20 protein-coding genes are annotated in these 21,496 nt (G+C 69.2%); 14 read left to right on the top strand and 6 right to left on the bottom strand.

Translation table 11 applies throughout. The features are described from left to right. Positions 1-9: 9 nt before the first annotated feature. The 4 genes from G4D83_RS16805 to G4D83_RS16790 all read right to left on the bottom strand — a co-directional run bounded on the left by G4D83_RS16805 (position 10) and on the right by G4D83_RS16790 (position 2,876). The gene (locus G4D83_RS16805) at positions 10-270 is read right to left on the bottom strand and encodes a phosphopantetheine-binding protein (RefSeq protein ID WP_141640877.1); all 261 of its coding nucleotides are present in this window, start codon (positions 268-270) and stop codon (positions 10-12) included. Then, positions 257-1,039, bottom strand: a complete 783-nt coding sequence (locus G4D83_RS16800) for a lysophospholipid acyltransferase family protein (protein WP_240356367.1) — start codon at positions 1,037-1,039, stop codon at positions 257-259. The genes G4D83_RS16805 and G4D83_RS16800 overlap by 14 nt, the downstream gene beginning before the upstream one ends. Next, positions 1,029-1,760 carry a beta-ketoacyl synthase chain length factor gene (locus G4D83_RS16795; RefSeq protein ID WP_163865766.1) on the bottom strand — a complete coding sequence of 244 codons (732 nt, stop codon included), beginning with the start codon at positions 1,758-1,760 and terminating at the stop codon, positions 1,029-1,031. The genes G4D83_RS16800 and G4D83_RS16795 overlap by 11 nt, the downstream gene beginning before the upstream one ends. A 567-nt stretch (positions 1,761-2,327) precedes the next feature. After that, a complete protein-coding gene (locus tag G4D83_RS16790) occupies positions 2,328-2,876 on the bottom strand; it encodes a response regulator (RefSeq protein WP_240356365.1) in 549 nt (182 codons plus the stop codon). Between G4D83_RS16790 and G4D83_RS16785 the strand changes: the two genes are divergently transcribed. Further along, complete coding sequence (locus tag G4D83_RS16785) at positions 2,875-4,179, top strand: sensor histidine kinase (RefSeq protein WP_163865764.1); 1,305 nt, start codon at positions 2,875-2,877, stop codon at positions 4,177-4,179. The genes G4D83_RS16790 and G4D83_RS16785 overlap by 2 nt on opposite strands. Here G4D83_RS16785 and G4D83_RS16780 read toward each other — a convergent pair. Further along, positions 4,091-5,404 (bottom strand): lipoprotein N-acyltransferase Lnb domain-containing protein, encoded by a 1,314-nt coding sequence (locus G4D83_RS16780; RefSeq protein ID WP_163865763.1) that lies wholly within the window; start codon positions 5,402-5,404, stop codon positions 4,091-4,093. The genes G4D83_RS16785 and G4D83_RS16780 overlap by 89 nt on opposite strands. Positions 5,405-5,566: 162 nt before the next feature. Here G4D83_RS16780 and G4D83_RS16775 point away from each other — a divergent pair, with 162 nt between their 5' ends. Next, the gene (locus tag G4D83_RS16775; RefSeq protein ID WP_163865762.1) at positions 5,567-6,088 is read left to right on the top strand and encodes a hypothetical protein; all 522 of its coding nucleotides are present in this window, start codon (positions 5,567-5,569) and stop codon (positions 6,086-6,088) included. A gap of 81 nt (positions 6,089-6,169) precedes the next feature. Here the strand turns inward: G4D83_RS16775 and G4D83_RS16770 are convergent, their stop codons facing one another. After that, positions 6,170-6,886 carry a hypothetical protein gene (locus G4D83_RS16770; protein WP_163865761.1) on the bottom strand — a complete coding sequence of 239 codons (717 nt, stop codon included), beginning with the start codon at positions 6,884-6,886 and terminating at the stop codon, positions 6,170-6,172. A 422-nt stretch (positions 6,887-7,308) separates the two neighbouring features. Between G4D83_RS16770 and G4D83_RS16765 the strand changes: the two genes are divergently transcribed. From G4D83_RS16765 to G4D83_RS16710, 12 genes are read left to right on the top strand one after another with little or no spacing between them, the layout of a single operon-like run. After that, positions 7,309-8,118: a hypothetical protein gene (locus G4D83_RS16765; RefSeq protein ID WP_163865760.1), complete on the top strand. Its 810-nt coding sequence runs from the start codon at positions 7,309-7,311 to the stop codon at positions 8,116-8,118. A gap of 38 nt (positions 8,119-8,156) precedes the next feature. Further along, positions 8,157-8,984, top strand: coding sequence for a hypothetical protein (locus G4D83_RS16760; protein WP_163865759.1), 828 nt, complete (start codon positions 8,157-8,159; stop codon positions 8,982-8,984). A 16-nt stretch (positions 8,985-9,000) separates the two neighbouring features. Further along, entirely contained in the window at positions 9,001-10,041 is a 1,041-nt protein-coding gene (locus G4D83_RS16755) for a beta-ketoacyl synthase N-terminal-like domain-containing protein (RefSeq protein ID WP_163865758.1), read from the top strand. A gap of 13 nt (positions 10,042-10,054) precedes the next feature. Then, positions 10,055-10,333, top strand: a complete 279-nt coding sequence (locus G4D83_RS16750) for an acyl carrier protein (RefSeq protein WP_163865757.1) — start codon at positions 10,055-10,057, stop codon at positions 10,331-10,333. Next, on the top strand, positions 10,330-12,759 hold the full coding sequence (locus G4D83_RS16745; protein WP_163865756.1) for a virginiamycin B lyase family protein: 2,430 nt from the start codon (positions 10,330-10,332) through the stop codon (positions 12,757-12,759). The genes G4D83_RS16750 and G4D83_RS16745 overlap by 4 nt, the downstream gene beginning before the upstream one ends. 3 nt (positions 12,760-12,762) lie before the next feature. Continuing rightward, the gene (locus G4D83_RS16740) at positions 12,763-13,266 is read left to right on the top strand and encodes a hypothetical protein (protein ID WP_163865755.1); all 504 of its coding nucleotides are present in this window, start codon (positions 12,763-12,765) and stop codon (positions 13,264-13,266) included. Further along, the gene (locus tag G4D83_RS16735; RefSeq protein ID WP_163865754.1) at positions 13,253-15,475 is read left to right on the top strand and encodes a Vgb family protein; all 2,223 of its coding nucleotides are present in this window, start codon (positions 13,253-13,255) and stop codon (positions 15,473-15,475) included. The genes G4D83_RS16740 and G4D83_RS16735 overlap by 14 nt, the downstream gene beginning before the upstream one ends. Positions 15,476-15,482: 7 nt before the next feature. Further along, on the top strand, positions 15,483-16,580 hold the full coding sequence (locus G4D83_RS46835; RefSeq protein WP_163865753.1) for an alpha/beta hydrolase family protein: 1,098 nt from the start codon (positions 15,483-15,485) through the stop codon (positions 16,578-16,580). Continuing rightward, positions 16,562-18,430 carry a virginiamycin B lyase family protein gene (locus G4D83_RS16725; protein ID WP_163865752.1) on the top strand — a complete coding sequence of 623 codons (1,869 nt, stop codon included), beginning with the start codon at positions 16,562-16,564 and terminating at the stop codon, positions 18,428-18,430. Before G4D83_RS46835 ends, G4D83_RS16725 begins: the two co-directional genes overlap by 19 nt. Further along, positions 18,427-19,206, top strand: a complete 780-nt coding sequence (locus G4D83_RS16720; protein ID WP_163865751.1) for a cyclase family protein — start codon at positions 18,427-18,429, stop codon at positions 19,204-19,206. The genes G4D83_RS16725 and G4D83_RS16720 overlap by 4 nt, the downstream gene beginning before the upstream one ends. Continuing rightward, positions 19,203-20,258: a cytochrome c gene (locus G4D83_RS16715; RefSeq protein ID WP_163865750.1), complete on the top strand. Its 1,056-nt coding sequence runs from the start codon at positions 19,203-19,205 to the stop codon at positions 20,256-20,258. Before G4D83_RS16720 ends, G4D83_RS16715 begins: the two co-directional genes overlap by 4 nt. Next, positions 20,255-21,493 (top strand): beta-ketoacyl-[acyl-carrier-protein] synthase family protein, encoded by a 1,239-nt coding sequence (locus tag G4D83_RS16710; RefSeq protein WP_163865749.1) that lies wholly within the window; start codon positions 20,255-20,257, stop codon positions 21,491-21,493. Before G4D83_RS16715 ends, G4D83_RS16710 begins: the two co-directional genes overlap by 4 nt. Positions 21,494-21,496: the final 3 nt, after the last annotated feature.

Here is a 21,496-nt window from a genome sequence, read left to right as displayed (position 1 = left end):
TGCGGGTGCTCAGGACTTGCGATGGGCGCTCACGAAATCCGCGAGGGCGCGCACGCTGGCGAAGTGACGACGGTTTTCCTTGGAGTCGCTGGCCAGCGCAACCCCATAGGCCTTCTGAAGCGCCAGACCGAGTTCCAGGGCATCGATGGAATCGAGCCCCAGGCCCTCGACGAACAGCGGCGCGGCCGGGTCTATATCCTCCGGCTTGAGGTCCTCGAGGTTCAGCGTCTCGATGACCAGCTTCTTGATTTCCTGCTCAAGCGCCTGCATGGCGTTGTGTCTCCGTGGAGAAGTAGTCGTGCAATCTCTCGGTGAGATGGCGGGCGGCGAGGGCCTCTCCGTGGGCCTCTTCGACCAGGGACGACACTCGAATGTCGTCTTGAATCACGATGTTGAACTTCATCCGGGTGGGGGCCACGCGCCACCACGGCCGCCCCTTGGTGAGCGCCAGCGGGGCGACCTGGATGGTGACCGGGGTGATGTCGCAAGGGCCTCGCACCGCGATGTTGGCCGCCCCGCGCTGCAGCTTCATGGGGCCGGACTCGGGCGTGCGCGTGCCCTCCGGGAAGATGATGAGGTTGTTGCCCGCCTTCACGGACGCGATGCAGGCCTGTACGAGCTCCGGGCCGGAGTCATTGCAGAGGTAGCCGGTGGCCTCGATGGGGCCGCGCATGAAGGGGTTGTTCGCCAGGCTCGCCTTGACCACGCAGTCCGCGTTGGGCACCAGGGAGATGAGGAACACGACGTCGATGAGCGTCGGGTGGTTGGCCAGGATGAGCAGCCCGGGGCGCGCCAGCTTCTCCACCCCGTCGATGCGGTAGTCCAGGCACCCCAGGAAGCGCATCAGCCCCACGAAGAAGCGGAACGAGTGATGCACCGCCAGCCGCGCCAGCCGGGTGCGCCGGGGCTTGTTCCGGACCAGGAGCGACAGCAGGGGGAAGAACAGCACGCGCAGGGCGATGCCCCCCACGCCGAAGGTCGCGAAGGAGATGCCCGTGGCGATCACCCGCCAGCCGCGCTCCAGTCGCTCAGGAATCACGGTGCCACCGCCAGAGTCGGGAGCCGGTGTGGTGCTCGAAGCGCGCGTCCCCCGAGACGAGGAAGCGCAGCACGGACAGCTCCTCCGGAAGCGTGTCTCCGGGAGCCCGCTCCGGAGCGCCCGTCGAGGCGCCGCAGGTGAGCCGGTAGGTGGCGCCATCGCCGGCGGGCCGCAGGCTGCATGCCCACGCGTGCGGGAGGGACACCTGCTCGGGGAAGTGCGCGAAGGGGGCGGGGCGGGGCTCGTCATAGACGACGACGAGGACCTCCGGTGCGCCCTCGGACAGGAGCCCGCACGCCTCCACGAAGGCCGCCTCCACTGTCTCTGCCCCCGCGGCCACCGCGCTCTGCGCCGTCAGGTCGCCCCGGGCGATGGAGTAGAGCGCGCCAATGGCGTTGTGCACCGACAGGCTGAAGGAGGTGGGGGACAGCGGAGAGGCCTCGGCCAACTGCTCCAGCAACTCCACCGAGCGGCCCATGTCCCCGTACCGCGACGCGAACACCATGGGACGCGGGGGAGCATCCCCCTGGCACGTATAGGCCGCCTGCAGCGCGATGCGACCCAGCCGGTCCACCCGCCGGCGCATCATCGCCGGCATCTCGGTCAAGGGTGGGGCGCCCTCGGCCGGAAGCGGATGCGGCTGCGAGAGCCAGGAGCGCCAGGCGTCGTGTCCGACGAGCCCGGGAGCCCACGCGGCCCAATGGTGGACGGAAAAAACCATGATGGCGGGGAGAAAGGCGGAGTGCGGCGGTCCTCTACCAAAGCATCATATACGAGACAATTGCCTCCAATGGGGCATTGCCTCTAGGGACGAGACAGGGGCCTCCGCATTCATGCTACGCCGCGCTTGCTCCCGGCCGAGAGGGGTGGCGCGGCGGTCCCGCTCGCATGGCCGGTGGGGAAGAGGCCTCGTTGGACCCCTGAACACCCGGCGGTGCGGGGCCGGCGCCCGGCGTGATTCCGCTCTGGGCGCAGCCCTCAATCACAGGGGCCGCCCCGCGTCCCAGGCCTCCACGACGGAGGGTGGTGGTAGGGGGTGGGACGGGCTCTCGCGGTTTCCCCTGGTGCGCTTCCTACCCGCCCGCGGGTTCCTGGGGGCTCATTGCTTCCGCCAGGGAAGAATCGAGCGGGGGGGCCGTGGCTCGCGAGGCAACGGGAGGCGCCGCGAGGTTGCCTTGGGGGCCACGCTTGAGACGCGGTCTCGGGCGGGGGCGGGCCGTGCCCTTCTGGTACGCCGCTTGAAGATTGTGGGCGGGCGCCGTTTGTCCCAGGGCGAGGGGGAAGAAGGTCAGTCCCGGGCGTTGAGGATGTGTTGGAGGAGTTGGCGGGAGATCTGGAGCAGCTTCGCGGCGCCGCGCACGCTGCCACCGGATTTTGCGAGGGCCTCGTCCACGAAGGTGTCCCGGACCAGGCTCTCGAAGTGATGCAGCGGCACCTTGCCGGCGCTCGCCCTCAACGCGGGGCCGAGCTCGGGAGGGCGCGCCAGCGTCTGGGTCCACACGGCTTCCAGCCGCGCGAGGTCCAGCGGCTTGGGGACGAAGGCGCGCACGCCGCTGGCGGCCAGTCGGAAGGCCTGCTCGGCCGTCGCGCTGCCGCTGATGGCAATGACATACGGCAGGGGCTCCACCGCGAGCAGGTCGTCCAGGAGTGAGTCGCTGGTGCCGTCCGGCAGGCTGACGTCCAGGAGCACCGCGTCGGGAGGTTGGGTGCGAAGCACCTCGCGCGCGGCGGCGAGGGTGGTGACGTGAGTGATTCGTTCAGCGCGGGATTGCAGGACGTCTTCGAGCACGCGCGCCAGGCTGACCGAGTCCTCTATCAGCAGGAGGTGTTGGACCATGGCCATACAGGAAAGCATAACACGCAAGGTCCTCACCGACGCGTCCAACGAGGGCGAGGTGCTGGTGAGCGCGGTGCGCATCATCTTCTGCGCGCTCGTCCTGGCGCGCTTCCTGGCGCTGGGGGGCGTGGCCGCGGAGGGAGGTCTTCCGGCCGCGGTGCTGGAGCTGGCGTTGTTGCTGACCGGCATGACGCTGTCGGTCGCCGCGCTCTGGGCGGGAAGGCGCAGGCTGTTCGGTCCCCGGATGCTCGTGGCCTCCGCGCTCCTGGACGCCGTCGTCGCGCAGGGCACGCTCCTGTCCACGCTGTTGTGGCACGGTCCCAGCTACACGGGGTTGCTGCGGATGCCGGACCCCTCCGCCGTCATCGCCGTCGTGTTCATCACCGCGTTGCGATTGTCACCGCGTGTGGCCTGGCTGGGCACGGGAGCGAATCTGTTGCTGTTGGGCGGGCTCGTCGCCCTCGACTTCCGGTTCAACGCCAGCCATGTGACTTATGGCCTGTCCGAAGTCGCGCTGCTCGTCATCTTCGTCGGCAGCGCGGGCAGCGTGGCCGCGATTGCCTGTGGCGTGGCGCGGCGGATGGTCCTCAAGTCCGGCGCGGAGGGGGTGCGCATCCGGCGGGCGCGGACGAACCTGAGCGTCATCCTGCGGGAGCACCACGACGCGAGGACGCTCCTGTCGGCGGCGAGGCTTCGCGCGGACCTGCTCCTGAGAGACCCGGGCGGAGCCTCGTGCTCCCGGCACATGCAGGGCCTGGCGTCCGACCTGCGGGAGCTGTGGGAGTTCGTGGAGAGCGTGAAGTCACGGGCCCTGGGCGAGCTGGCGATGATTGACGAGGCGACCCCCGTCGAGGTCTCCAACACCTTGAGGAACGCGGCGGCGGTGGTGCAGACGCGTTACTCGCATGTGCGAATCCTCCTTGGACCCGGGGCACCCGAAGGGCAGGGGCCGCGCGTCTGGGTGGTCGGCGGCGAGCGGGGGCTTTTGCACGTGGTGACGAACCTGCTCGTCAATGCGTGTGAAGGAGATGGGCAGCGAGGCGCGGGCATCGTCCAGGTGAGCGTGGAGCCGGAGGGCGGCACGCGGAACATCCTGCTGCGGGTGAGTGACGATGGGCCGGGCTTCCGGGCGGGGCTGTTGGACGGGGCTCGGCCGACGGGAGGCACGACGAAGTCGGAGGGCTCGGGCCTGGGGATGCGGCTGGTGGGCGGGCTCATCGAGGCGAGCGGAGGGACGCTGCGTGCGTCGAATCTCCCGGAAGGTGGGGCTCGGGTCGAGGTGATGCTCCTCGCGGGAGGGTGACACGCCACCGCTTCACATGGACGAGCGCCAGGCCGACGTTCGCGACGAGCAGGACGGACATCGGCTCGCGGGTGTCCTGCTGGAACGTTGGCGACAGCTTGAGCACCACCGCCAGCAGGGAGCCGAGGGCGAGCACTCCGACACAGTGACGTGCCCACCGCTCGGAGCGCTCGTTCCCGGAAGCGATGCCCAGGCCGAGGGGAAGCAGCGCGAATGACAGGGGATGGGCCATCCACTGGTTCTCGTTGAGGCCGAAGTAGGGGTGGACGGAGCCGACCATCAGGACGAAGCCGATGGCGCCCGCCGACCCGAGCGTCGCGCCGACGAGCGCGTGGTAGAGCCCGAAGGCGATGCGGAAGGCGCGGCGGTGCGTGGCTGTGCGGGGCACCGCGAGCAGGAGCAGCGTTCCCGCCGTGAAGAGGGCGAGGAGCCCGCGTGTCAGCGAGGAAGGACCTAGCGCCAGCGGGGGAGGGCGGGTGGTGGTCAGGTGCTCGTCGCGACTGCTTCGCACGAGAGGCTTCGAGGTGCCGTGCTCGTCCGTGAAGGAGCCCTCCGCGAGCGCCTGGGCCAGCTCCACGGGAAATGCGGCCTCCTCCCACCGGGTCATCGGGGCGTCCACCGTGTCGTTCGTCCAGAGCATCAGCGCCCACTGGAACAGGGGAACCTCGCGGGTGTAGCGGCGGAGGTGCTCGCGCCAGGTCAGTGAAGCAGGGCCCGCGAGCTGGGCACTCAATGCTCCGCCCAGGGCTTCGTCGAGTGCATCCCGCAGGCGAGTCGCGCAGTTGCTCCGAAACGGGTCATACGCATATTCGCGCGTGGCGGGATTCACGTCCCGTTCGAGGCGCGCGAGGAGGCGGCGTCGCTGCTCCACGGGCAGGCCCAGCTCCTGGAGGAGGATGGAGCGGCCTCGTGCGCGATAAAGAAAGAAGGAATGCTCCACCGAGAGCCGGGCGGCCCAGTACCTGGGTCTCTCCAGGAGGTAGCGCACCCCGGAGCCGGGGCCGTAGGACGTCACGCCATAGCTGTAGAGCACGGAGGTGCCCAGCCGCGTGTCCTCCACCCAGATGGCGGTATGCCCGAAGCGCTCCTGGACGTGCGGGCCGGGACCGAAGGTCACCACCTGGATGCGCAGCGCCTCGGGCCGTGAGCCGAAGTCCTCGGCGGGAGCGGCGAGGAGCGGTGTGCTCCAGAGCAACCCGAGGAGCAGTGTCGCGAGTCTTCCCATGGGCGCGGAGGGTTCCACTTCGCTGTCATCCGGGGCAGGGCAAGAAATCTGGCAGTGGGCAGCCTCCTGGCTTCGCGGCACCTTGGCTTCGCTTCGTGAGCGAAGCGGCCCCGTTGGCCGCGCCATGCCCACGAGCTCGACCCACCCCTAGAGGAGACGACGATGAACGCTGCCCTTGTTCCGAGTGCGATGACGCCCCGCTTTGTTTCGACCCTGACGGCGCTGCTGGCCGCCGTCGTGCTGTTCCTGCTGCCTGGCATGGCGCATGCCGAGGACGGAATGCGTAGCATCACCCGGCTGCGCATCACCGTCGTCACGGGCGGAGACGACCTGCGCAATGCCAGCCATGCGGTGGCCTCGCTCAAGTACGTGGGGCTGTCCGGCAACCTGCTCACGACCAGCATCAACCTGAACAACGGCGCGAACTGGGGAAACGGGTCCACGCACACCGTGACGATGACGACGCCCACGGGCGTGCTGCTCGCCAACGTCGAGGAGTTCAGCATCCAGTTCACCTCCGGCCAGCCTGACCCCTTCGCCACGGGCGACAACTGGAACATGAACGGCATCACCGTAACGGCCATCCTCGATGACGGGACGGAAGCCGTCCTCGTCCAGCAGGCCGGAAGCCCTCTCCACCGCTTCTTTAGCGACCACGACACGCGCTGGGCCACCGCGCTCTAACGCGGCTTCTCCCTGAACGACGGCCCGAGTCCCGCGAGGGGGCTCGGGCCGCGTGCGTTTACACGAGGACTCGGGAGTCGCTCAGAAGCCTCCGCTCAAGCCCAGCATCATTCCTCCCTGAGACACCGCCACCGAAGGCAGCACGCGGCTCTCCGTTGGCTCTGGACGCGCGCTGTTGGCGGAGTGAGACAGTTCGTAGCCCACGACGGAGCCGATGAGCGAGCCCACCAGGGCACCCAAAGGGACAGCCGCATCGCCGGGTTTGACGTCTCTGAGAAGCAGCGCCGTCACGGTTCCTGCTCCCGCCCCCGCGCCGGCGCCCAGGAGTGTTCCGGTCCACGTCCCTTTTCCTCCCAGGATGCGCGCCCCCCACATGACGCCGATGGGAGCGCCCACCGCGGCGCCCACCAGGAAGCCATACACCCTTTCGCTCGTGCAGGAACCCAGTACGCCCGAGGAGGGGACTCTGCTGGGCCTGTTGTTATTGGCGTCACAGTACACGGCTCCGACCAAGACGCCCGTGAGGCCCATGGTCAAGGCTGTCAACGACATGGCTCCGAGTTCCGCCGCGATGCGTGCGCTCGTGTGGAGTGCCGCGAGCGCCTCCGACTTGACCTCCTCGGGCTCGGCTGCCGCGGGTGCGGGGTCCATCAAGTGCAGGGCCCTCCGCGGTTGTGTGCCTGGGAGGGCCTCCAAGGGAGCGTCTTCGATGGCCGCGAGCGCGCGGCCCGGTGTGAGGAACAGCAGCGAGAACAGCAGGGGCCACTTGAACAGGTGTCGGGACGTGAAGATCTTCATGTGAGCGCGCCGGTGCAAGCGATGGACCCATTCGCTGCCTTCAGGAGTTTCCATGGGATGCGCCGCGCTCATTCACGCGGAGGCTGCGTCCGTGTGCAGTTCGCTGCACAACCTTGTCCGACATGCGTAGTCAGCTCTCCGGTGCCAGGCCAAAAACATCCTAGCTCCTCGGCAGGCGCGAGAGCCGGGTCACTCCAGTGGGTTTCGCGGCAGCCGCCCACTGCATCTGGCCGGGCCGTGAAACCCCTCGGAGAAAAACATCCGACCTGGCGGGCCGCTCTGGCCTCCGTCGGTGAAGCCAACTCCCTGGAAACGCACGTGGAAGCGCGGTGACAGGCGTTGGTCCCGGGATTGCTCAGCAGTGGGCAGCGCACACAGCTCGCCAGCCCATCGCAGTCCCCATTCCGAACGGAGGGACCCCCATGAAGAACCACCGCAGTCCTGCCTGGATTCAGGCGCTGCTTGGCCTGGCCACCGTGCTGTGCATGCCCCTGGCACACGCGGATGAGCCCGTGTACGAGATGGAAGCCGCCGCACGCGCCAGCTACTTCGCCATCGACATCTACACCGTGAAGAAAGGCACCGAGGGCGCCTTCCTCACCAGCTCGCTGCGCTCGGGCCCCTATGACAGGGTGGCCACGGGCTTCGGCGGCGAGAAGGTCGTCGAAGTCCTCCCCGCCACCCGCGACGCGGACCCGCAGTACATCATCCTCGGTCGCTACTTCGACGGCGAGCTGGCCAATGTGATGACTCGTCAGCGCCAGCCGGCGACGGACCGCGCCGCCAGCGCCACCCCCACGCGCATGCAAGGGCGACTGGTGGATGTGGTCCTCAGTGACTGGGCCTGGGAGCGCAATCGCGTCAAGGGCGCTGGCACCCGGCCCGCGGCGGCCACGTTCCTCACCGCCATCCCCTACAAGGACGAGGCGAAGGTGTTTCAGCAGCACATCGCCTCGCTCAACTTCTTCAAGATTGGCTACGTCGGGCAGACGGCCAGCGTGGAGTTCTTCGCGACCGCCACGCCTGTCGAGGAGATTCGCAAGACCATCCTCGCCCGGCCTGGCATGTCTGGCACCGCCCTCATCGCCCTGGCGGATGGCTCCGGGCACGTCGCGTACACCGAGTACTACGAGCTGCCCGCCACCCTGAAGTCCACGCGCATCCAACGCACCGGCGCCGCCACGACGGGAGTCGCCACGGGCGTCGTCGTCGAGAACTACATGGCGCGCTGACGCAGTCTCCTGACCACGAACCGCAAGGAATCCCTCACATGCGAAAGCTGATTCCCCTGTTCACCCTGGCCGGGGTGCTCCTCGTGTGCGCCCAGGCCTCCGCGCAGCCCGTTGCCCAGGTCATCGTCTACGACGTCGCACCCGAGGCGAAGCAACAGTTCGTCAAGGCGCTGGAGACCACCCGCGACGCCTATCTGAAGGAGCCCGGTTTCATCAACGAGCGCGTGCTGGACAGCCTGGACCCGCTGGCCCTCAAGTACCTCACGTATGCCCGGTTCAGCACCGCGGTGGGCTCAGACAAGACGCTCCAGGCGCGCCTCGCCGCCGTGGCGCCCTACGTCCGCCGCGCGCCGGAAGTGCACATCGCATCGCTGACCGAAGCCTTCACTCCGGGGGCCATCACCAACAAACCCAAGGGGACCGAGTTCGGCGTCGGCAAGACGAACCACGTGGCCCATCTGGGCTTGTTCGTCCCGTTCCCCCAGTACTGGGAGCAGTACCGCAAGGCCCTCTACGACGTGAAGGTCGTCACGCGCGGTCGCAAGCCGGCGGGCTACTTCGGCGACGACCTGCTCGTGGAGACCACCGCGCCCTCTCCGGAGGTGCAGACGCCGTACTCGCCTCGCGCGGTGGAGGCCTCGCGCATGTCCATCAACTACGGCGAATACGAGTCATTGGAGGCGGCCGAGAACTCCTACGTCCAGCGCCACGGTCCCATCGAGGACCCCCGCATCGCCGCGCTCGCTCGCGTCTTCTACGGCTCGCTCCAGGTCCCCGCGCGCTTCTACATCTTCCGCGTCATCGCGAACTACGGGCCCACCCCCGGAGGCGCGTCCACCAAGGGCCGCTTCACCCCTCAGCGCTGAACCCAGACACGCCCCCATGAACGCTCCCGCCCCCGCGCGCCAGGAAGACGAATACCCCGTGCTCGTCCATGCCCAGGCCGTGGTGTGCGGACGTGGGGGGACGCTGGAGGAACTCCTCGCGGCGGTACGAAGCGGTCAGCGCTTCGAGCCCACGCGGGACCGTTGTGTCGACACGGCGGACCTCGCGGTGAGAGCCCACCTCTCGCCGCGAGAGTCCAAGAAGGTCGACCGGTTCTCCTTGCTGATGCTCGCCGCCGTGTCCCAGACGCTCGAGGACCATCCCCTGCGACCCTCCGAGCGCGAGGCGTGCGGGATGATTGTCGGCAACATGCTGGCGGGCTGGTCCTTCGCGGAACCCCAGCTCCGCGCACTGCACACGCTGGGCGCGGGCGCCGTCAGCCCCTACCTCGCCACGGCCTGGTTCCCCGCGGCGGCGCAGGGACACGCCACCATCTCCCTGGGCATGCGGGGCTTCGCGAAAACGCTGACCACGGACCGCTGCTCCGGAGGTCAGGCCATCGGCATGGCCTTCCATCGGCTCCGTCAGGGCGCGACGGGCTCGTTGCTGGCGGGTGGCGTCGAGTCACCCACCACGCCGTTCGTCGAGGCCGCGTTCTCTGGCGAAGGGGACCGAGTCACCTGGCTCGCGGAAGCCGCGGGCTTGTTGCTGCTCCAGCGCGGCGCGCCCGAGTCCTCCGGGGCCCGCTTCCTGGGGGCCCATGCCAGCTTCCGCTTCGTCTCCAGGCTCGGCCTGGAGCAGCGGCTGGCGGCCTTCCTGGACCGGCAACGCGGCCTTCCGCCCCTGCTCGCGGTGGTGTGCAACGCGGAGCCGTGGAGCGAGGCGGAGCAACACCTGCACACCCTGGCGGCGCGGGCGCTGGGGGAAGACGTCCCTCGCTTGAGCCCGTGCCGCACCCTGGGCGACTCGCTGGGTGCCAGCAGTGGCGTCGCCGCGGCGCTCGCCTGCGAGGTGCTCACGCCACCTTCTCCTCCTCGCTCGGTGCTCGTCCTCTCGTGGGGACACCAGTGCGTGGACCTCCTGTGGATTCACTCGTGAAGGAGCCGTGCCGATGAAGACCTCCCGCGTCACCGAGACCCTCCTCATCTCGCTGCACGCACTCGGGCACGCGCCCGGGAGCGTCAGCCTTATCACCCACCTCCAGGACGAACTCGGCATCGACTCCATCGAGACGGTGGAGCTGGCCGCCACCGTCTGCGGACGGCTGGGCCTGCCGCCGCACCTCGCCCCGGACGTGCGCAACGTCCACACCGTCGCGGAGCTGGCCGCGCGCATCGAGCCGCTGCTGGCCCGGGACTCCCACCTCGCGGTCGCCGCGGGGTCACCGTGAGCGCGTCCACTCCGGGCTCGCGCCAGGCCTTGCTCGTGGGGCTGCTCTTCGCGTTCAGCGCATGGGGCGCCCAGACACACGTCATCAACCTCTCGGATGCGCCGCCGTACATGACGCCTTTGGCGGTGCGGGCCCGCGTGGGCGACACGCTTGTCTTCAAGAACCACGGGCCGGAGATGGTCCACTCCATCACCGACGAGGCCCTCATCCTCTTCTCCGGCGACATCGCCGTGGGCGCGGAGTGGAGCTACACCTTCAAGCGCGCTGGCGAGTACCCCTACCTCTGCTTCCGCCACCACTTCATGCGCGGCAGCGTCACGGTGGAGAACGCCGACGGCTCCACGAACTTCGCGCCGGAGTACGCATACCAGTCCGCCTTCCGCGAGTTCGTCATCCCCACGCTGAAGGCCGTGCCCCGGATGATCATCCCCAGCCGCGTGGACGACTCCATGTGGTTCACCGAGGGCGGCGGAGACTTCTACGGCTTCGAGAACATCCCCGCGAACAACAAGCTGGGGCAGCTCGACGACACGGGCCGCATCGTCGAGTTCGCCACGCCCACCCCGGGAGGGGACGGCAGCACCGTGGGCGTGGACTCGCTCATCATGGATGACAAGGGAATCATCTGGTTCACCGAGCGGCTCACCAATCGCATCGGCCGGTTGGACCCGAGGGGCGGCATCCGAGAAATCCAGCTCCCCAACCCCAAGGGCGGCGCGCTCGGTGTGGACCTGGACAAGAAGGGACGCATCTGGTTCGCCGAACGCCATGACAATCACATCGGCTACCTCACGCCCGATGGGAAGCTCACGCGGATGGAGCTGCCGGCCAAGGACTCCGAGCCGCGCACCGTCTTCGTCGATCGTCGTCAGCGCGTCTGGTACACGGCGCGCACCGCGAACGAAATTGGCTATTACGAGCCAGGCCGCAAGCGCTTCGTCCGGCTGAAGATTCCCACGGAGAACGCGCGCCCCACCGGCATCGCCGAGACGAGCGACGGCACCATCTGGTTCGTGGAGATGGTGGGAAACAAGGTCGCCAAGGTGGTGGGCGACCAGATTGTCGAGTACTCGCTGCCCACGCGGTTCTCCGCGCCGTTCAAGATTGTCGCGGACGCGAAGGACCGCCTCTGGTTCACCCAGGTGTTCGGCAACTCCATCGGGATGATGGACACGCGCACCGGCAAGATTCTCGAGTACAAGATTCCCACGCCGGACAGCCGCCCCGGTGGCCTCACCGTGGACCGCAAGGGCCGCATCTGGTTCACCGAGCAGCTCGGCAACAAGATTGGGATGTTGTTGCCAGACGAGCTGGCGAAGTACCCGGATCCGGTGCCGGTGCCCATCCAGCGGCCCGCCTTCGCCGGACCAGGCAACGGACCGCCGCCTTCCGTGCAGGGACCTCCTGGCGCGGAGCCTCCGCGGGCTCCCTCCGCCGCGCCATCAGCGCCCACCGGACAGACTCCCAGCGCGCCACCGTCCGCGCCGCAGACGCGCTTCCAGATGCGTGACTTCGCGCTGCCCCAGGCGGGCAGTGGCCCCGGTAACGAGCTCATCGAGGACGCGCGCGGGCTGCTCTGGTTCAATCAGATCTACGGCAATCGCATCGCCGCGTTCGACCGGCGCACCGGGCGCTTCCAGGAGTTCGGGCTGCCCAGCGTAGCCAGCATGCCGTCCGGCATGGCCATGGACCGGGCGGGCCACTTCTGGATTGCCCAGTTCCGCACCAACGGGCTCGCGCGGTTGGACCCGCGCTCCGGCCATGTGGACGAGTACCCCATCCCCATCGACGCGGCACTGCCCTCCAGCGTCGCGGTCGACCCGAGCGACCAGGTGTGGCTGACCTTGCTGGGCGCCAACAGCATCGCCCGCTTCGACCGGGCCACCTCGCGCTTCGAGCTGTTCGACATGCCACGCGAGGGAAGCAGCCCGCTGCATCTGGTGGCGGACCGACTGGGGGGACTGTGGATCTCCGCCTCCGAGGAGAGTGGCAACTACGTGGCGCGGTTCGAACCGGGCCGTCGCGCATTTGAAGTCCACGACATGCCGACCCCGGACTGCTCACCCATTGGCGTCCTGGTGGATGAGCACGCGCTCTGGGTGGCGGAGGGGGGCGCGGGGAAGCTTGCTCGACTGGATTTGAGCTCCCGTCGCTGGGAGGAGTTCACGGTGCCCGCGAGCGACGCGGAGCCGGTGCGACTCTCGAAGGACTCCGAGGGCCGCATCTGGCTCACCGACGGAGGCGGCCTCGGGGGCGTGGGTGGCAACCGCCTGGCTGTCTTCGACCCGCGCACACGCGCCTTCGAGTTGATTCCCATGCGCACACCTGGAGCGAAGCCCCGGGGAATCCTCGCCACCGCCGACGGTGTCTGGTTCACGCAGCAGAACGCCAACCTCCTTTCCCGTCTCACCCCACGAGGTCCATGAGCCATGGAGACGTTTGAGATTGAAGTGCACATCTCCCGGGATGTGAGCACCGTGCTGGCGGCCTTCTGGCACCTGGAGGAATGGCCCGCGGTGGCGCCTCACGTCCGGAAGATAGACATCATCTACTCGGACCCCCAGGTCCAGGTCCTGTTGATGACGGTCCACAGCCGGGGGCGCACGGACACCTTCAAGACGGTGCGCATCCTCCAGGGGAACTCCATCTTCTACTATCAGCCGGAGCCGCCTTCCTTCCTGCACCGGCACTACGGCTTCTGGGAGCTGGCAAGCGAAGCGGGCGGCACCGTCATCACCAGCCGTCACATGACGGAGTTCGACGTGGAGGTGGCCCACCGCTACCTCGCGGCCACGGGCGCGCCGTCCTCCAGCGACGACGACGCGAAGCGGCAGCTCATCGACCTCATCCGCAACAACAGCCTCCAGACGATGCTCGGGCTCAAGCGTCGCATGGAGCAGCAGTCCTCCGAGGTGGCCCATGCGCTTCCGTGACTTGCTCGTGCTCCTGTTGGTCGGCGTGGGGGGCTGCACCGCTCCCGCGTCGCGGCTGTCCCTGGTCTCCGAGCCCGCGTCGGGAGCCGTCACGCCCACCGCGAAGCCCGCCATCACCACCGCCGCCGCGTCAGTGGTAGCTCCCGATGTCTACGCGGAGTCCGCCGTCACCAAGACGCAGGCGCGGCTGCACCAGCTCCGTTCCAGCGCGGACCGGGCCTTCTCGCTGTTCGAGTACACGGTGCCGACGCCGAACGCGGTGCCGCACATCATCGCCATCGACCGCGAGGACCGCGTCTGGTTCTCCGAGAGCGGTGGTCGCTTCGCGCGCAACTTCATCGACGTGCCCGCGGTGAACAAGGTGGCCCGGTTGGACCAGGGTGGCACCATCACCGAGTGGACCACTGGCACCGAGGGCTCCAGCCCCATGGGCCTCATCTTCGATGCGCACGGAGACCTGTGGGTGGCCGAGCGGCTCGCCAACCGCGTCACCCGCCGCAAGCCGGATGGTTCCGTGGTGCGCTATCCGCTGCCCACTCCTGACGCCTGGCCCACCGCCATCGTCCTCGACTCCCAGGGCAATGCCTGGGTGACGGAGACCATGGCGGACAAGATTGCCCGCATCGACGGGAAGACGGGCGCCGTCACGGAGATTCCACTGCCTGCGCGGCAGACGAAATCCACGGGCATCGCGGTGGACCCGCAGGACCGCGTCTGGGTGGCGATGCGCGACGTCAGCTCCCTGGGGCGCTACGACCCGAAGACAGGCGTCTTCGAGCAGCTCCGCCTGCCCACGCCCGAGTCCAAGCCCTGTGGCCTCGTGGTGGATGGCCAGGGCCAGGTCTGGTTCTCCATGCGCAACGCCGGGAAGATTGGCCTGTACCTCGAGGACGGCACCGTCCAGGAGTTCGCGACCGACAGCCGGCACGGCGGGCCCTTCTTCCTCGTCGCCGACAAGCGAGGCGACATCTGGTTCAGCGAGCTGTTCTCCAATCGCGTGGGCCGCTTCGACCCGAAGAAGCGCCAGTTCGAATACTTCTCCCTGCCAGGCAAGGACGGTCTACCCGCGGGCATCGCGCTCGACTCCAAGGGCAACGTCTGGTTCGCGCAGCAGGGGACCAACGTGGTGGGCGTCATCGTCCGCACGGACCTGTCCTATCTGGCGGGCGAGACAGCCGGGCCCGCGTCCACGCCGAGCATCGTCAACGCGCGCCACGAAATCGTGGAGATGGAGGTCCCCACGCCGCAGTCCGTGCCGGGCATCGTCGAGGTGGATGGCCGGGGCACCGTCTGGTTCACCCAGATGGGCGGCGGCTGGGTGAGTCCGGGCTTCCCTCCGGGCCCGGGTGGCGGCGCGGTGGGCTACTACAAGGACGGCAAGCTCCACGAGCTGAAGACCCCCACGCCCGAGTCCGGCCCCACGTCACTGGGCCTGGACCCGTGCGGCGACGATGTCTGGGTGACACTGCGCGCGGCGAACAAGATTGCCCGCATCCGCGACTTCAAAATCACCGAGTACACCATCCCCGTGCCCAAGGCGCTGCCGGTGGGCATCGCGGTGGACCTGGACCACAACGTCTGGGTGGCGCTGAGTGACGCGAACAAGCTGGCGCGCTTCTCACCCGACGGGGAGTGGCGCTTCCTGGACATGCCCCATCCCAAGGCCGAGCCGCGCACCGTCTTCGTCGACAAGCAGAACGAGGTCTGGTTCGCGCAGAAGACAGGCAATCGCATCGGCAAGCTCGACAAGGACGCGTGGACCGTGGAGACGTGGGAGTTGCCCACGCGCATGGGCTGGCCGCTGTCACTGATTGAAGACGGAGAGGGCCGCATCTGGTTCGCGGAGATGCGCAGCGACAAGCTGGGCATGTTCGACCCCAAGACTCGGAAGATCTCCGAGTACGCGCTGCCGGTGCAGTCCGCGCCCTTCAAGGTCAACTATGACCGGGCCTCCAACGCCATCTGGGTGTCGACCGTCTTCTACAACGCCATCCTCCGCTTCGACCTGGCGAAGAAGCAGGTGGTGTCCGTCTACAAGATTCCCTCCGAGGGCGCGTGGATGGGTGGCCTGTCCCGCGACAGCGAGGGCTGCCTGTGGTTCACCGAGCAGTTCGCGAACAAGCTCGGGCGCCTGTGTATCGAGGGCGTGTCCACGGTGCGGCTCGGTGACAAGGCGGTGCCCGGCGCGGTGATGGGCGCGGGAAGGTAGGCCAGTCATGGACCCGCGGCGCTTCATGTTGTTCCGCGTGGCCTTCTCCGGGCTGCCTTTCGGGGAGCTGGAGGCGGCGTGCCGACGAATGGACGCGGGCGCGGAGTGGACGCCCGCGTTCGAGCGGTCCGCCAGGGAGCTGGGCCTCCTCGCCGCGCGGGCGACGCGGGAGGGACGTCGTGGCTCCGCCGCCCAGGCCTGGCGTTGGGCGGCGAGCGGATTCCATGCGGCCTCGCTCGGGCTCCACCTGCTGGGGCCCGGACTGCCCTGGCGGCGTCCCACGCTGCGCCTGCGTCGACTGGCGCAGGGGGCCTACCGACGGGCCCTCAGGCTGGATGCGTCCATGGGGCAGTGGGTGCGAGTGCCCACGCCCCGGGGCGACGTGGGTGGCTATCTGCGACTGCCTCCGCGCGGGCCGGCGCCGCTGGTGGTGGTGTTCAACGGCCTGGACTCGCTCTGCGAGGTGGAGCTGCATGCCTTTGGAGACGCGCTGCTGTCACGAGGACTGGGCGTGTTCGCCGCGGACCTTCCCGCCGCCTTCGGACTGCGCCCCCGCGCGCCAGTCTACGCGGCGGAGGAGGTGGCTCCGGCGCTGGCCGACTGGGCGGCGCGACAGCCCGGGGTGCTGCAAGGGCGACTGGGTGCCTTTGGCGTGAGCTTCGGCGGGCACATGGTGGCCCGCGCACTGGCGGGAGACCCGCGCTTCGTCGCGGGCGTGGCGGTGTCACCGAACGCCACGCTGGACGGGCCCCTCATCGGGCTGGAGCGGATGCGCAGGATGGTGGCGCTGGCGTTCGACCTGCCGGAGGGCGCGGCGGTGGATGCGCTGGCGTCCGCGATTCGACTGGAGGGGCTGGAGCCGCCGGAGGGCGCGCTGCTGGTGATGCACATGGAGGAGGACCGGCTGTTCGGGCCGGAGCACGCGGTCGCCTTCCTGGCGTGGGGTGGCGAGCGCGTGGAGATGCGGAGCTGGCAGGCGGAGCACGTGGGCACCAGCCGCGTGCACGACTGGCTCCCGCTCGCCGCGGACTGGCTGCACGAGCGCATCCACGCCGAAGCGAACACAAAGCTCACGGGGGCAAACTCATGGGTCGCAACGAGCTGAGGCAGGGTCTGTCGACGCGGTGGGCGGTGGTGTTGCTGTGCGTGGGAGTGCTCGGCTGCGAGTCGGGGACGCGAAGCCCCGGAGCACCGGCGCCCAAGCCACCTCCCGCCGCGCCCGTGGCGTACTTCCAGGAGTTCGCGCTGGACCATCCAGGCAGTGGCCCCGCCATCGTCGCGGTGGATGACCAGGACGCCGTCTGGGTGGCCCTGGCCAAGACGGGCAAGCTGGCGCGGTACTCCAATGGCGGTCTGGAGATGTTTGCCTTTGGTCCAGAGAGCCGCCCGGTGGGCGTGGCGGTGGGCGCTCCGGGCACGCCCCACTTCGGGAGCGTCTGGGTCGCGGCGAGCTATGACAACAAGCTCATCCGCTTCGACATCGCCACGCGGCGGACGCAGGAGTTCAAGCTGGAGGGCAAGAACTCCTGGCCGTTCAACGTGGCCCTGGGGCCGGAGGGCTCCGTCTGGTTCACCCAGCGCTTCGCCGGGGCGATTGGCCGGTTGGACCCGAGCACGGGGAAGGTGAGGGACTACCCGCTGCCCAATCGCAGCTCAGGCCCTGCTGGGCTCGGCGTGGACCCGCGCAGCGGGCTCGTCTGGTTCACCGAGGGCTTCACGGACACCGTGGGCCGACTGGACCCCGCGACGGAGGAGATTCGCGAGTGGAAGCTGAGCGCGGAGAGCACCGGCGTCGTCAGCGGCCCCGCGGGGCTGGCGGTGGATGCGCAGGGTGGAGTCTGGTTCGCGAAGCTGGAGGGACGCCTGGGGCACCTCGCGCCGGGAGCGAAGGAGCCTCGTGTCATCGACGTGCCTCCGGAGGCGAGGCGTCCCGCGGGCATCGCGGTGTCGCCGTCCGGTGACGTGTGGATGCTCGCGCTGGATGGAAACCTGGCGCTGCGCTACCGGCCCTCCACGGGCTCCTTCACTTCGTTCCCGCTGCCCACGGGAGGACCCGATGAGGAGCCATCGGTGCCACCCGTGGCGCGCAGCTCGCGGCCGTTCGGCCTCGGCTTCGACAAGCAGGGCAACCTCTGGTTCTCCGAGCAGTACGCGGGGAAGCTGGGCGTGCTGGACCTGGCGCCGCCCACCGTCGTCGTGCTGTCTCCCGTCGGTGTCGTCGAGAGCGGGCGCACCATGTTGTCCACGCGCATCACCGACCGGGTCTCCGGCGTGCAGCGCGTCGAGTACGCCATCGACTCCGTCGCGGTGAAGCCCGTGCAGGGCTTCCTGGAGCTGGTGGACCTGGCCCCCGGGCCGCACAAGCTCACCGTGCGCGCGGTGGACGGCGCCGGCCAGGAGTCCTCCGTGGAGTCCTCCTTCGAGTACCGGCCTGGGCGATTGGCGCTGCTGCACGCGCTGCGCCGCCTGGAGCCCTCGGACGACGAGGGCCGCGCCGCGAAGGAGAAGCTGGTGACGGACGCGGAGCGCCTGGGCGAACAGGATGCGCGCGACGGACTGGTGCGCATCCGGGGCTCGCTCGCGGAGGTCAGCGGTCGCTTCCGTCCCTTCCCGTTGGAGTCCTATCAGCGGCTCATCGACTACCTGGCGGAGAACTCCGTGGGCAGCGTGGACGTGCGTGTGCTCGACGAGCCGCCGTACTTCGACCGCAAGGAGCTGGTCATCCGCAGTGGCGACAGCGTCCGGTGGCGGTATGACTCGCCCAACACGGGCCACACGGTGTCCACCGCCACGCACGAGCTGGTGGTGGAGGCGGCCGAGGGACGCATGTTGTCCTCGGGCGTGCTGAAGGCGGGGGAGCGCTTCACCTTCCGCTTCGAGAACCCGGGGCAGTATGTGGTGAAGGCTCCGGAGAGCCCGGGCGCGGTGCTCGCGGTGCGGGTGAGCGAGCCATGAACGTCGCCCCCCGGCTCGTGGACCTGGGTGTGCCGTTCGGCCCCAATCCCGGGGAGCGGGTGCCTGTCGCCATCGAGCGCCTGTCTCACGAGGCCGGTGGCGCGCACCTGGCGCAGCTCGTGGGCATGGACCCGTGTTGCCTCGAAGGGGGCCGTGCCTGGGCCAGCGAGCGCATCACCGCCATCACCCATTCGGGGACCCACATGGATGCGCCATTCCACTACGCGCCCACCGCGGCGGGGCGGCCCGCGCGCACCATCGACGAGATGCCGCTCGACTGGTTCTACCGCCCGGGCTGCTGCATCCCCGTGGCAGAGGGGCCTCAACGACAGCCCGTGGCGCCAGAGGAGCTGCTGGCGTGGGAGCGGCGCGTGGACCACCGGGTGGGGGAGGGCGACATCGTCCTCTTCCACACGGGTGCGGGAGCGTACTTCGGGCAGGAGGGTTACTCGGACAAGGGCCGCGGCCTGTCGGTGGAGCTGGTGCGCCTGCTCACGCATGAGCGGGGCGTGCGGGTGTTCGGCACGGATGCGTGGAGCATCGACCCGCCCTACGACGTGATGCGCGAGCGAATGGGGACGCTGGGCCCGGAGTCCGTGTGGGCCGCGCACTTCGTGGGTCGCGAGGTGGAGTTCTGTGTCCTGGAGAAGCTCTGCAACCTGGAGACGCTGCCGCCCCTCGGCTTCTGGGTGGCGTGTTTTCCCATCAAGGTCCACCGGGGCAGCGGAGGCTGGGTTCGCCCCGTGGCGTTTCTCCGGCCTGGGGTGACGCCGTGAAGCGCGTCGTGGCGCTGGTGGTGTCACTGATGGCGGCGGGTGCCCAGGCCGCGAGCCCTTCATCGGGAGGCGAGGCGGAGGGCGCGCGGCTCTTCAAGGCCCGCTGCGAGAAGTGTCACCTGGCCCGTCCACCCGGCGGTGACGACCTGCTGTCTCTGGAGGAGGTGGAAGGCCCGGACCTCTCCTTCGCGGGTTCGAGGCTTCGGCCGGAGTGGGTGGAGTCCTGGCTCACGGCGCCCGCGAGGATTCGCCCCGCGGGGTGGTTGCCCTATCGCTACGTCGTCCCGACCGAGGCGGGAGACCGCGTCGACGTGGCCCGGCTTCCCGCGCACCCCCCGTTGTCACCCGAGGAGGCGCGGAAGGCGTCGGCGTACCTCGCCACGCTGAAGCGCGAGCCCAATCCCCATCCGCTGGTGGAGCCCAATCCCTCCATCCGCGCGCAGGTTCATTTCTCCAAGCTCCTGCCTTGCGGCGGGTGTCATCAAGCGGCGCCGGGGCAGGGCGGCATGTCGGGGCCGGAGCTGTATACGTCCGGAGCCCGGCTGGATGCCGAGTGGATGGGCGCCTTCCTGTCGGAGCCTGGGTACTGGCAGCAGGGGTTGATGCCTCGCACCGATGCTCGAGCGGACCAGCTCGCCGCCATCGTCCAGTTCCTCCTGCGGCCTCGTGAGGAGGCGGCGACTCCGGCGCGGGCCACCGTGGAGGTGTTGCCTCTTGTCGCCATCGCTCCGGTGCCGAAGCCGAAGGGCCGGGCGGAGCACCTGTATCGCCTGCTGTGCTCGCAGTGCCATGGCGTGCTGGGCAATGGCCGGGGCATCAACGCGCGCTCCCTCTTCGTCGCTCCCCGCAACCATCGCTCGTCGCAGGAGATGAGCGGGCTGACTCGCGACAGCGTCATCACCGCCATCCGCTCGGGAGGCAGCGCGGTGGGCAAGTCCACGTTGATGCCGCCGTGGGGCTCGGTGCTGGGGCGCGCGGACATCGAGCTGCTCGCGGAGCATGTCCTCACCTTGAGCGGAGAGTCCGCCTCTCCGGGAGACCGTCGTCCATGAGCTCGCGCCGTCGTCGTGTCGTCATCACCGGAGTGGGTCCCGTGTCGCCCGTGGGCGTGGGGCGACAGCGCTTCTGGGAGGCGCTCCTCGCGGGCCGCTCGGGAACGCGGGCGCTCACGTCATTGCCGGGAGGCTTTCCCCTGGAGACCTTGCGCTCCCGCATGGCGGGCGTGATTCCAGACACGCTGCTGCCCGAGGACGAGCGGCGCACCACGGACCGTCGCGGACTCCTGGCCGAGCTCGCGTTGGACCTGGCGCTGCGCGACGCCGACTTGCGGAACCTGGAGGGGGCTCGCTCGGCGGTCGTCGTGGGCAACGCGGTGGGCGCGCCCATGGAGACCGAGGCCGCGTATGTCTTTCGAACACGGGGTGAGGAGAGACACGGGCCCGGAGGGTTCCTCCGGCAGCTCTCCTTCCATACCGTGGCGGACGAGCTGGCGGCCCGCTGTGGCGCCGACGGGCTGGTGCTCACGGTGTCCACCGGCTGCACCGCGGCGCTCGATGCCATCTGCACCGCGTTCGACCTGGTGCGCTCCGGCGTGGCGGAGATCGCCGTGACGGGCTCCGCCGAGGCTCCACTCACCCCCATGGTCTTCGCCTCCTTCGACGTCATCGGCGCGACGTCGCGACGCAATGACATCCCCACCGCGGCGTCACGGCCCTTCGACTCGCAGCGGGACGGCTTCGTCCTGGCCGAGGGCGCGGCGATGCTCGTGCTGGAGGACCTGGAGCGGGCGCGGGCACGGGGGGCGCGCATCCTCGCGGAGCTGGTGGGCGCCGCGTCCACGAGCAACGCGTTCCACATGACGAACCTCGCGCCGGACGGGCTGTCGCTCGCGAGGTGCATCCATCAGGCGCTCGACGATGCCCGCCTGGCTCCGGAGGCGGTGGACCACGTGAATGCCCATGGCAGCTCCACGCCGCAGAATGACTTGTGTGAGACCAACGCCGTCAAGGCGGTGCTCGGCCCGCGCGCCCGACGCATCACCGTCAACTCGCTGAAGTCGATGCTGGGCCATGCGCTGGGCGCGTCCAACGCGCTGGAGGTCGCCGCGAGCGCGCTGTCATTGCACCACCAGCGTCACTTTCCCACCATCAACCTGGTGGAGCCGGGCCCGGGGTGTGATTTGGACTACGTGCCCCAGGTCGAACGAGTCGCCTCCTGCGGCCACCTGTTGAAGCTGAGCAACGGCTTCTCCGGCATCCACTCGGCGTTGCTCATGGCGGCGCTCTGAGCC

This window comes from Myxococcus eversor, assembly GCF_010894455.1.
In the GTDB taxonomy this organism is placed as follows: Bacteria; Myxococcota; Myxococcia; order Myxococcales; family Myxococcaceae; genus Myxococcus; species Myxococcus eversor.
Note: the sequence above shows the minus strand (reverse complement) of the source record. Positions and strands in the feature narration are given on the sequence as shown.

What these genes read in the sequence shown, in the direction of transcription:
- G4D83_RS16805 (WP_141640877.1), bottom strand. Translation starts at nt 270, where the DNA reads ATGCAGGCGCTTGAGCAGGAAATCAAGAAGCTGGTCATCGAGACGCTG.
- G4D83_RS16795 (WP_163865766.1), bottom strand. Translation starts at nt 1,760, where the DNA reads ATGGTTTTTTCCGTCCACCATTGGGCCGCGTGGGCTCCCGGGCTCGTC.
- G4D83_RS16785 (WP_163865764.1), top strand. Translation starts at nt 2,875, where the DNA reads ATGGCCATACAGGAAAGCATAACACGCAAGGTCCTCACCGACGCGTCC.
- G4D83_RS16790 (WP_240356365.1), bottom strand. Translation starts at nt 2,876, where the DNA reads ATGGTCCAACACCTCCTGCTGATAGAGGACTCGGTCAGCCTGGCGCGC.
- G4D83_RS16780 (WP_163865763.1), bottom strand. Translation starts at nt 5,404, where the DNA reads ATGGGAAGACTCGCGACACTGCTCCTCGGGTTGCTCTGGAGCACACCG.
- G4D83_RS16775 (WP_163865762.1), top strand. Translation starts at nt 5,567, where the DNA reads ATGAACGCTGCCCTTGTTCCGAGTGCGATGACGCCCCGCTTTGTTTCG.
- G4D83_RS16770 (WP_163865761.1), bottom strand. Translation starts at nt 6,886, where the DNA reads ATGAAGATCTTCACGTCCCGACACCTGTTCAAGTGGCCCCTGCTGTTC.
- G4D83_RS16765 (WP_163865760.1), top strand. Translation starts at nt 7,309, where the DNA reads ATGAAGAACCACCGCAGTCCTGCCTGGATTCAGGCGCTGCTTGGCCTG.
- G4D83_RS16760 (WP_163865759.1), top strand. Translation starts at nt 8,157, where the DNA reads ATGCGAAAGCTGATTCCCCTGTTCACCCTGGCCGGGGTGCTCCTCGTG.
- G4D83_RS16755 (WP_163865758.1), top strand. Translation starts at nt 9,001, where the DNA reads ATGAACGCTCCCGCCCCCGCGCGCCAGGAAGACGAATACCCCGTGCTC.
- G4D83_RS16750 (WP_163865757.1), top strand. Translation starts at nt 10,055, where the DNA reads ATGAAGACCTCCCGCGTCACCGAGACCCTCCTCATCTCGCTGCACGCA.
- G4D83_RS16740 (WP_163865755.1), top strand. Translation starts at nt 12,763, where the DNA reads ATGGAGACGTTTGAGATTGAAGTGCACATCTCCCGGGATGTGAGCACC.
- G4D83_RS16735 (WP_163865754.1), top strand. Translation starts at nt 13,253, where the DNA reads ATGCGCTTCCGTGACTTGCTCGTGCTCCTGTTGGTCGGCGTGGGGGGC.
- G4D83_RS46835 (WP_163865753.1), top strand. Translation starts at nt 15,483, where the DNA reads ATGGACCCGCGGCGCTTCATGTTGTTCCGCGTGGCCTTCTCCGGGCTG.
- G4D83_RS16725 (WP_163865752.1), top strand. Translation starts at nt 16,562, where the DNA reads ATGGGTCGCAACGAGCTGAGGCAGGGTCTGTCGACGCGGTGGGCGGTG.
- G4D83_RS16720 (WP_163865751.1), top strand. Translation starts at nt 18,427, where the DNA reads ATGAACGTCGCCCCCCGGCTCGTGGACCTGGGTGTGCCGTTCGGCCCC.
- G4D83_RS16710 (WP_163865749.1), top strand. Translation starts at nt 20,255, where the DNA reads ATGAGCTCGCGCCGTCGTCGTGTCGTCATCACCGGAGTGGGTCCCGTG.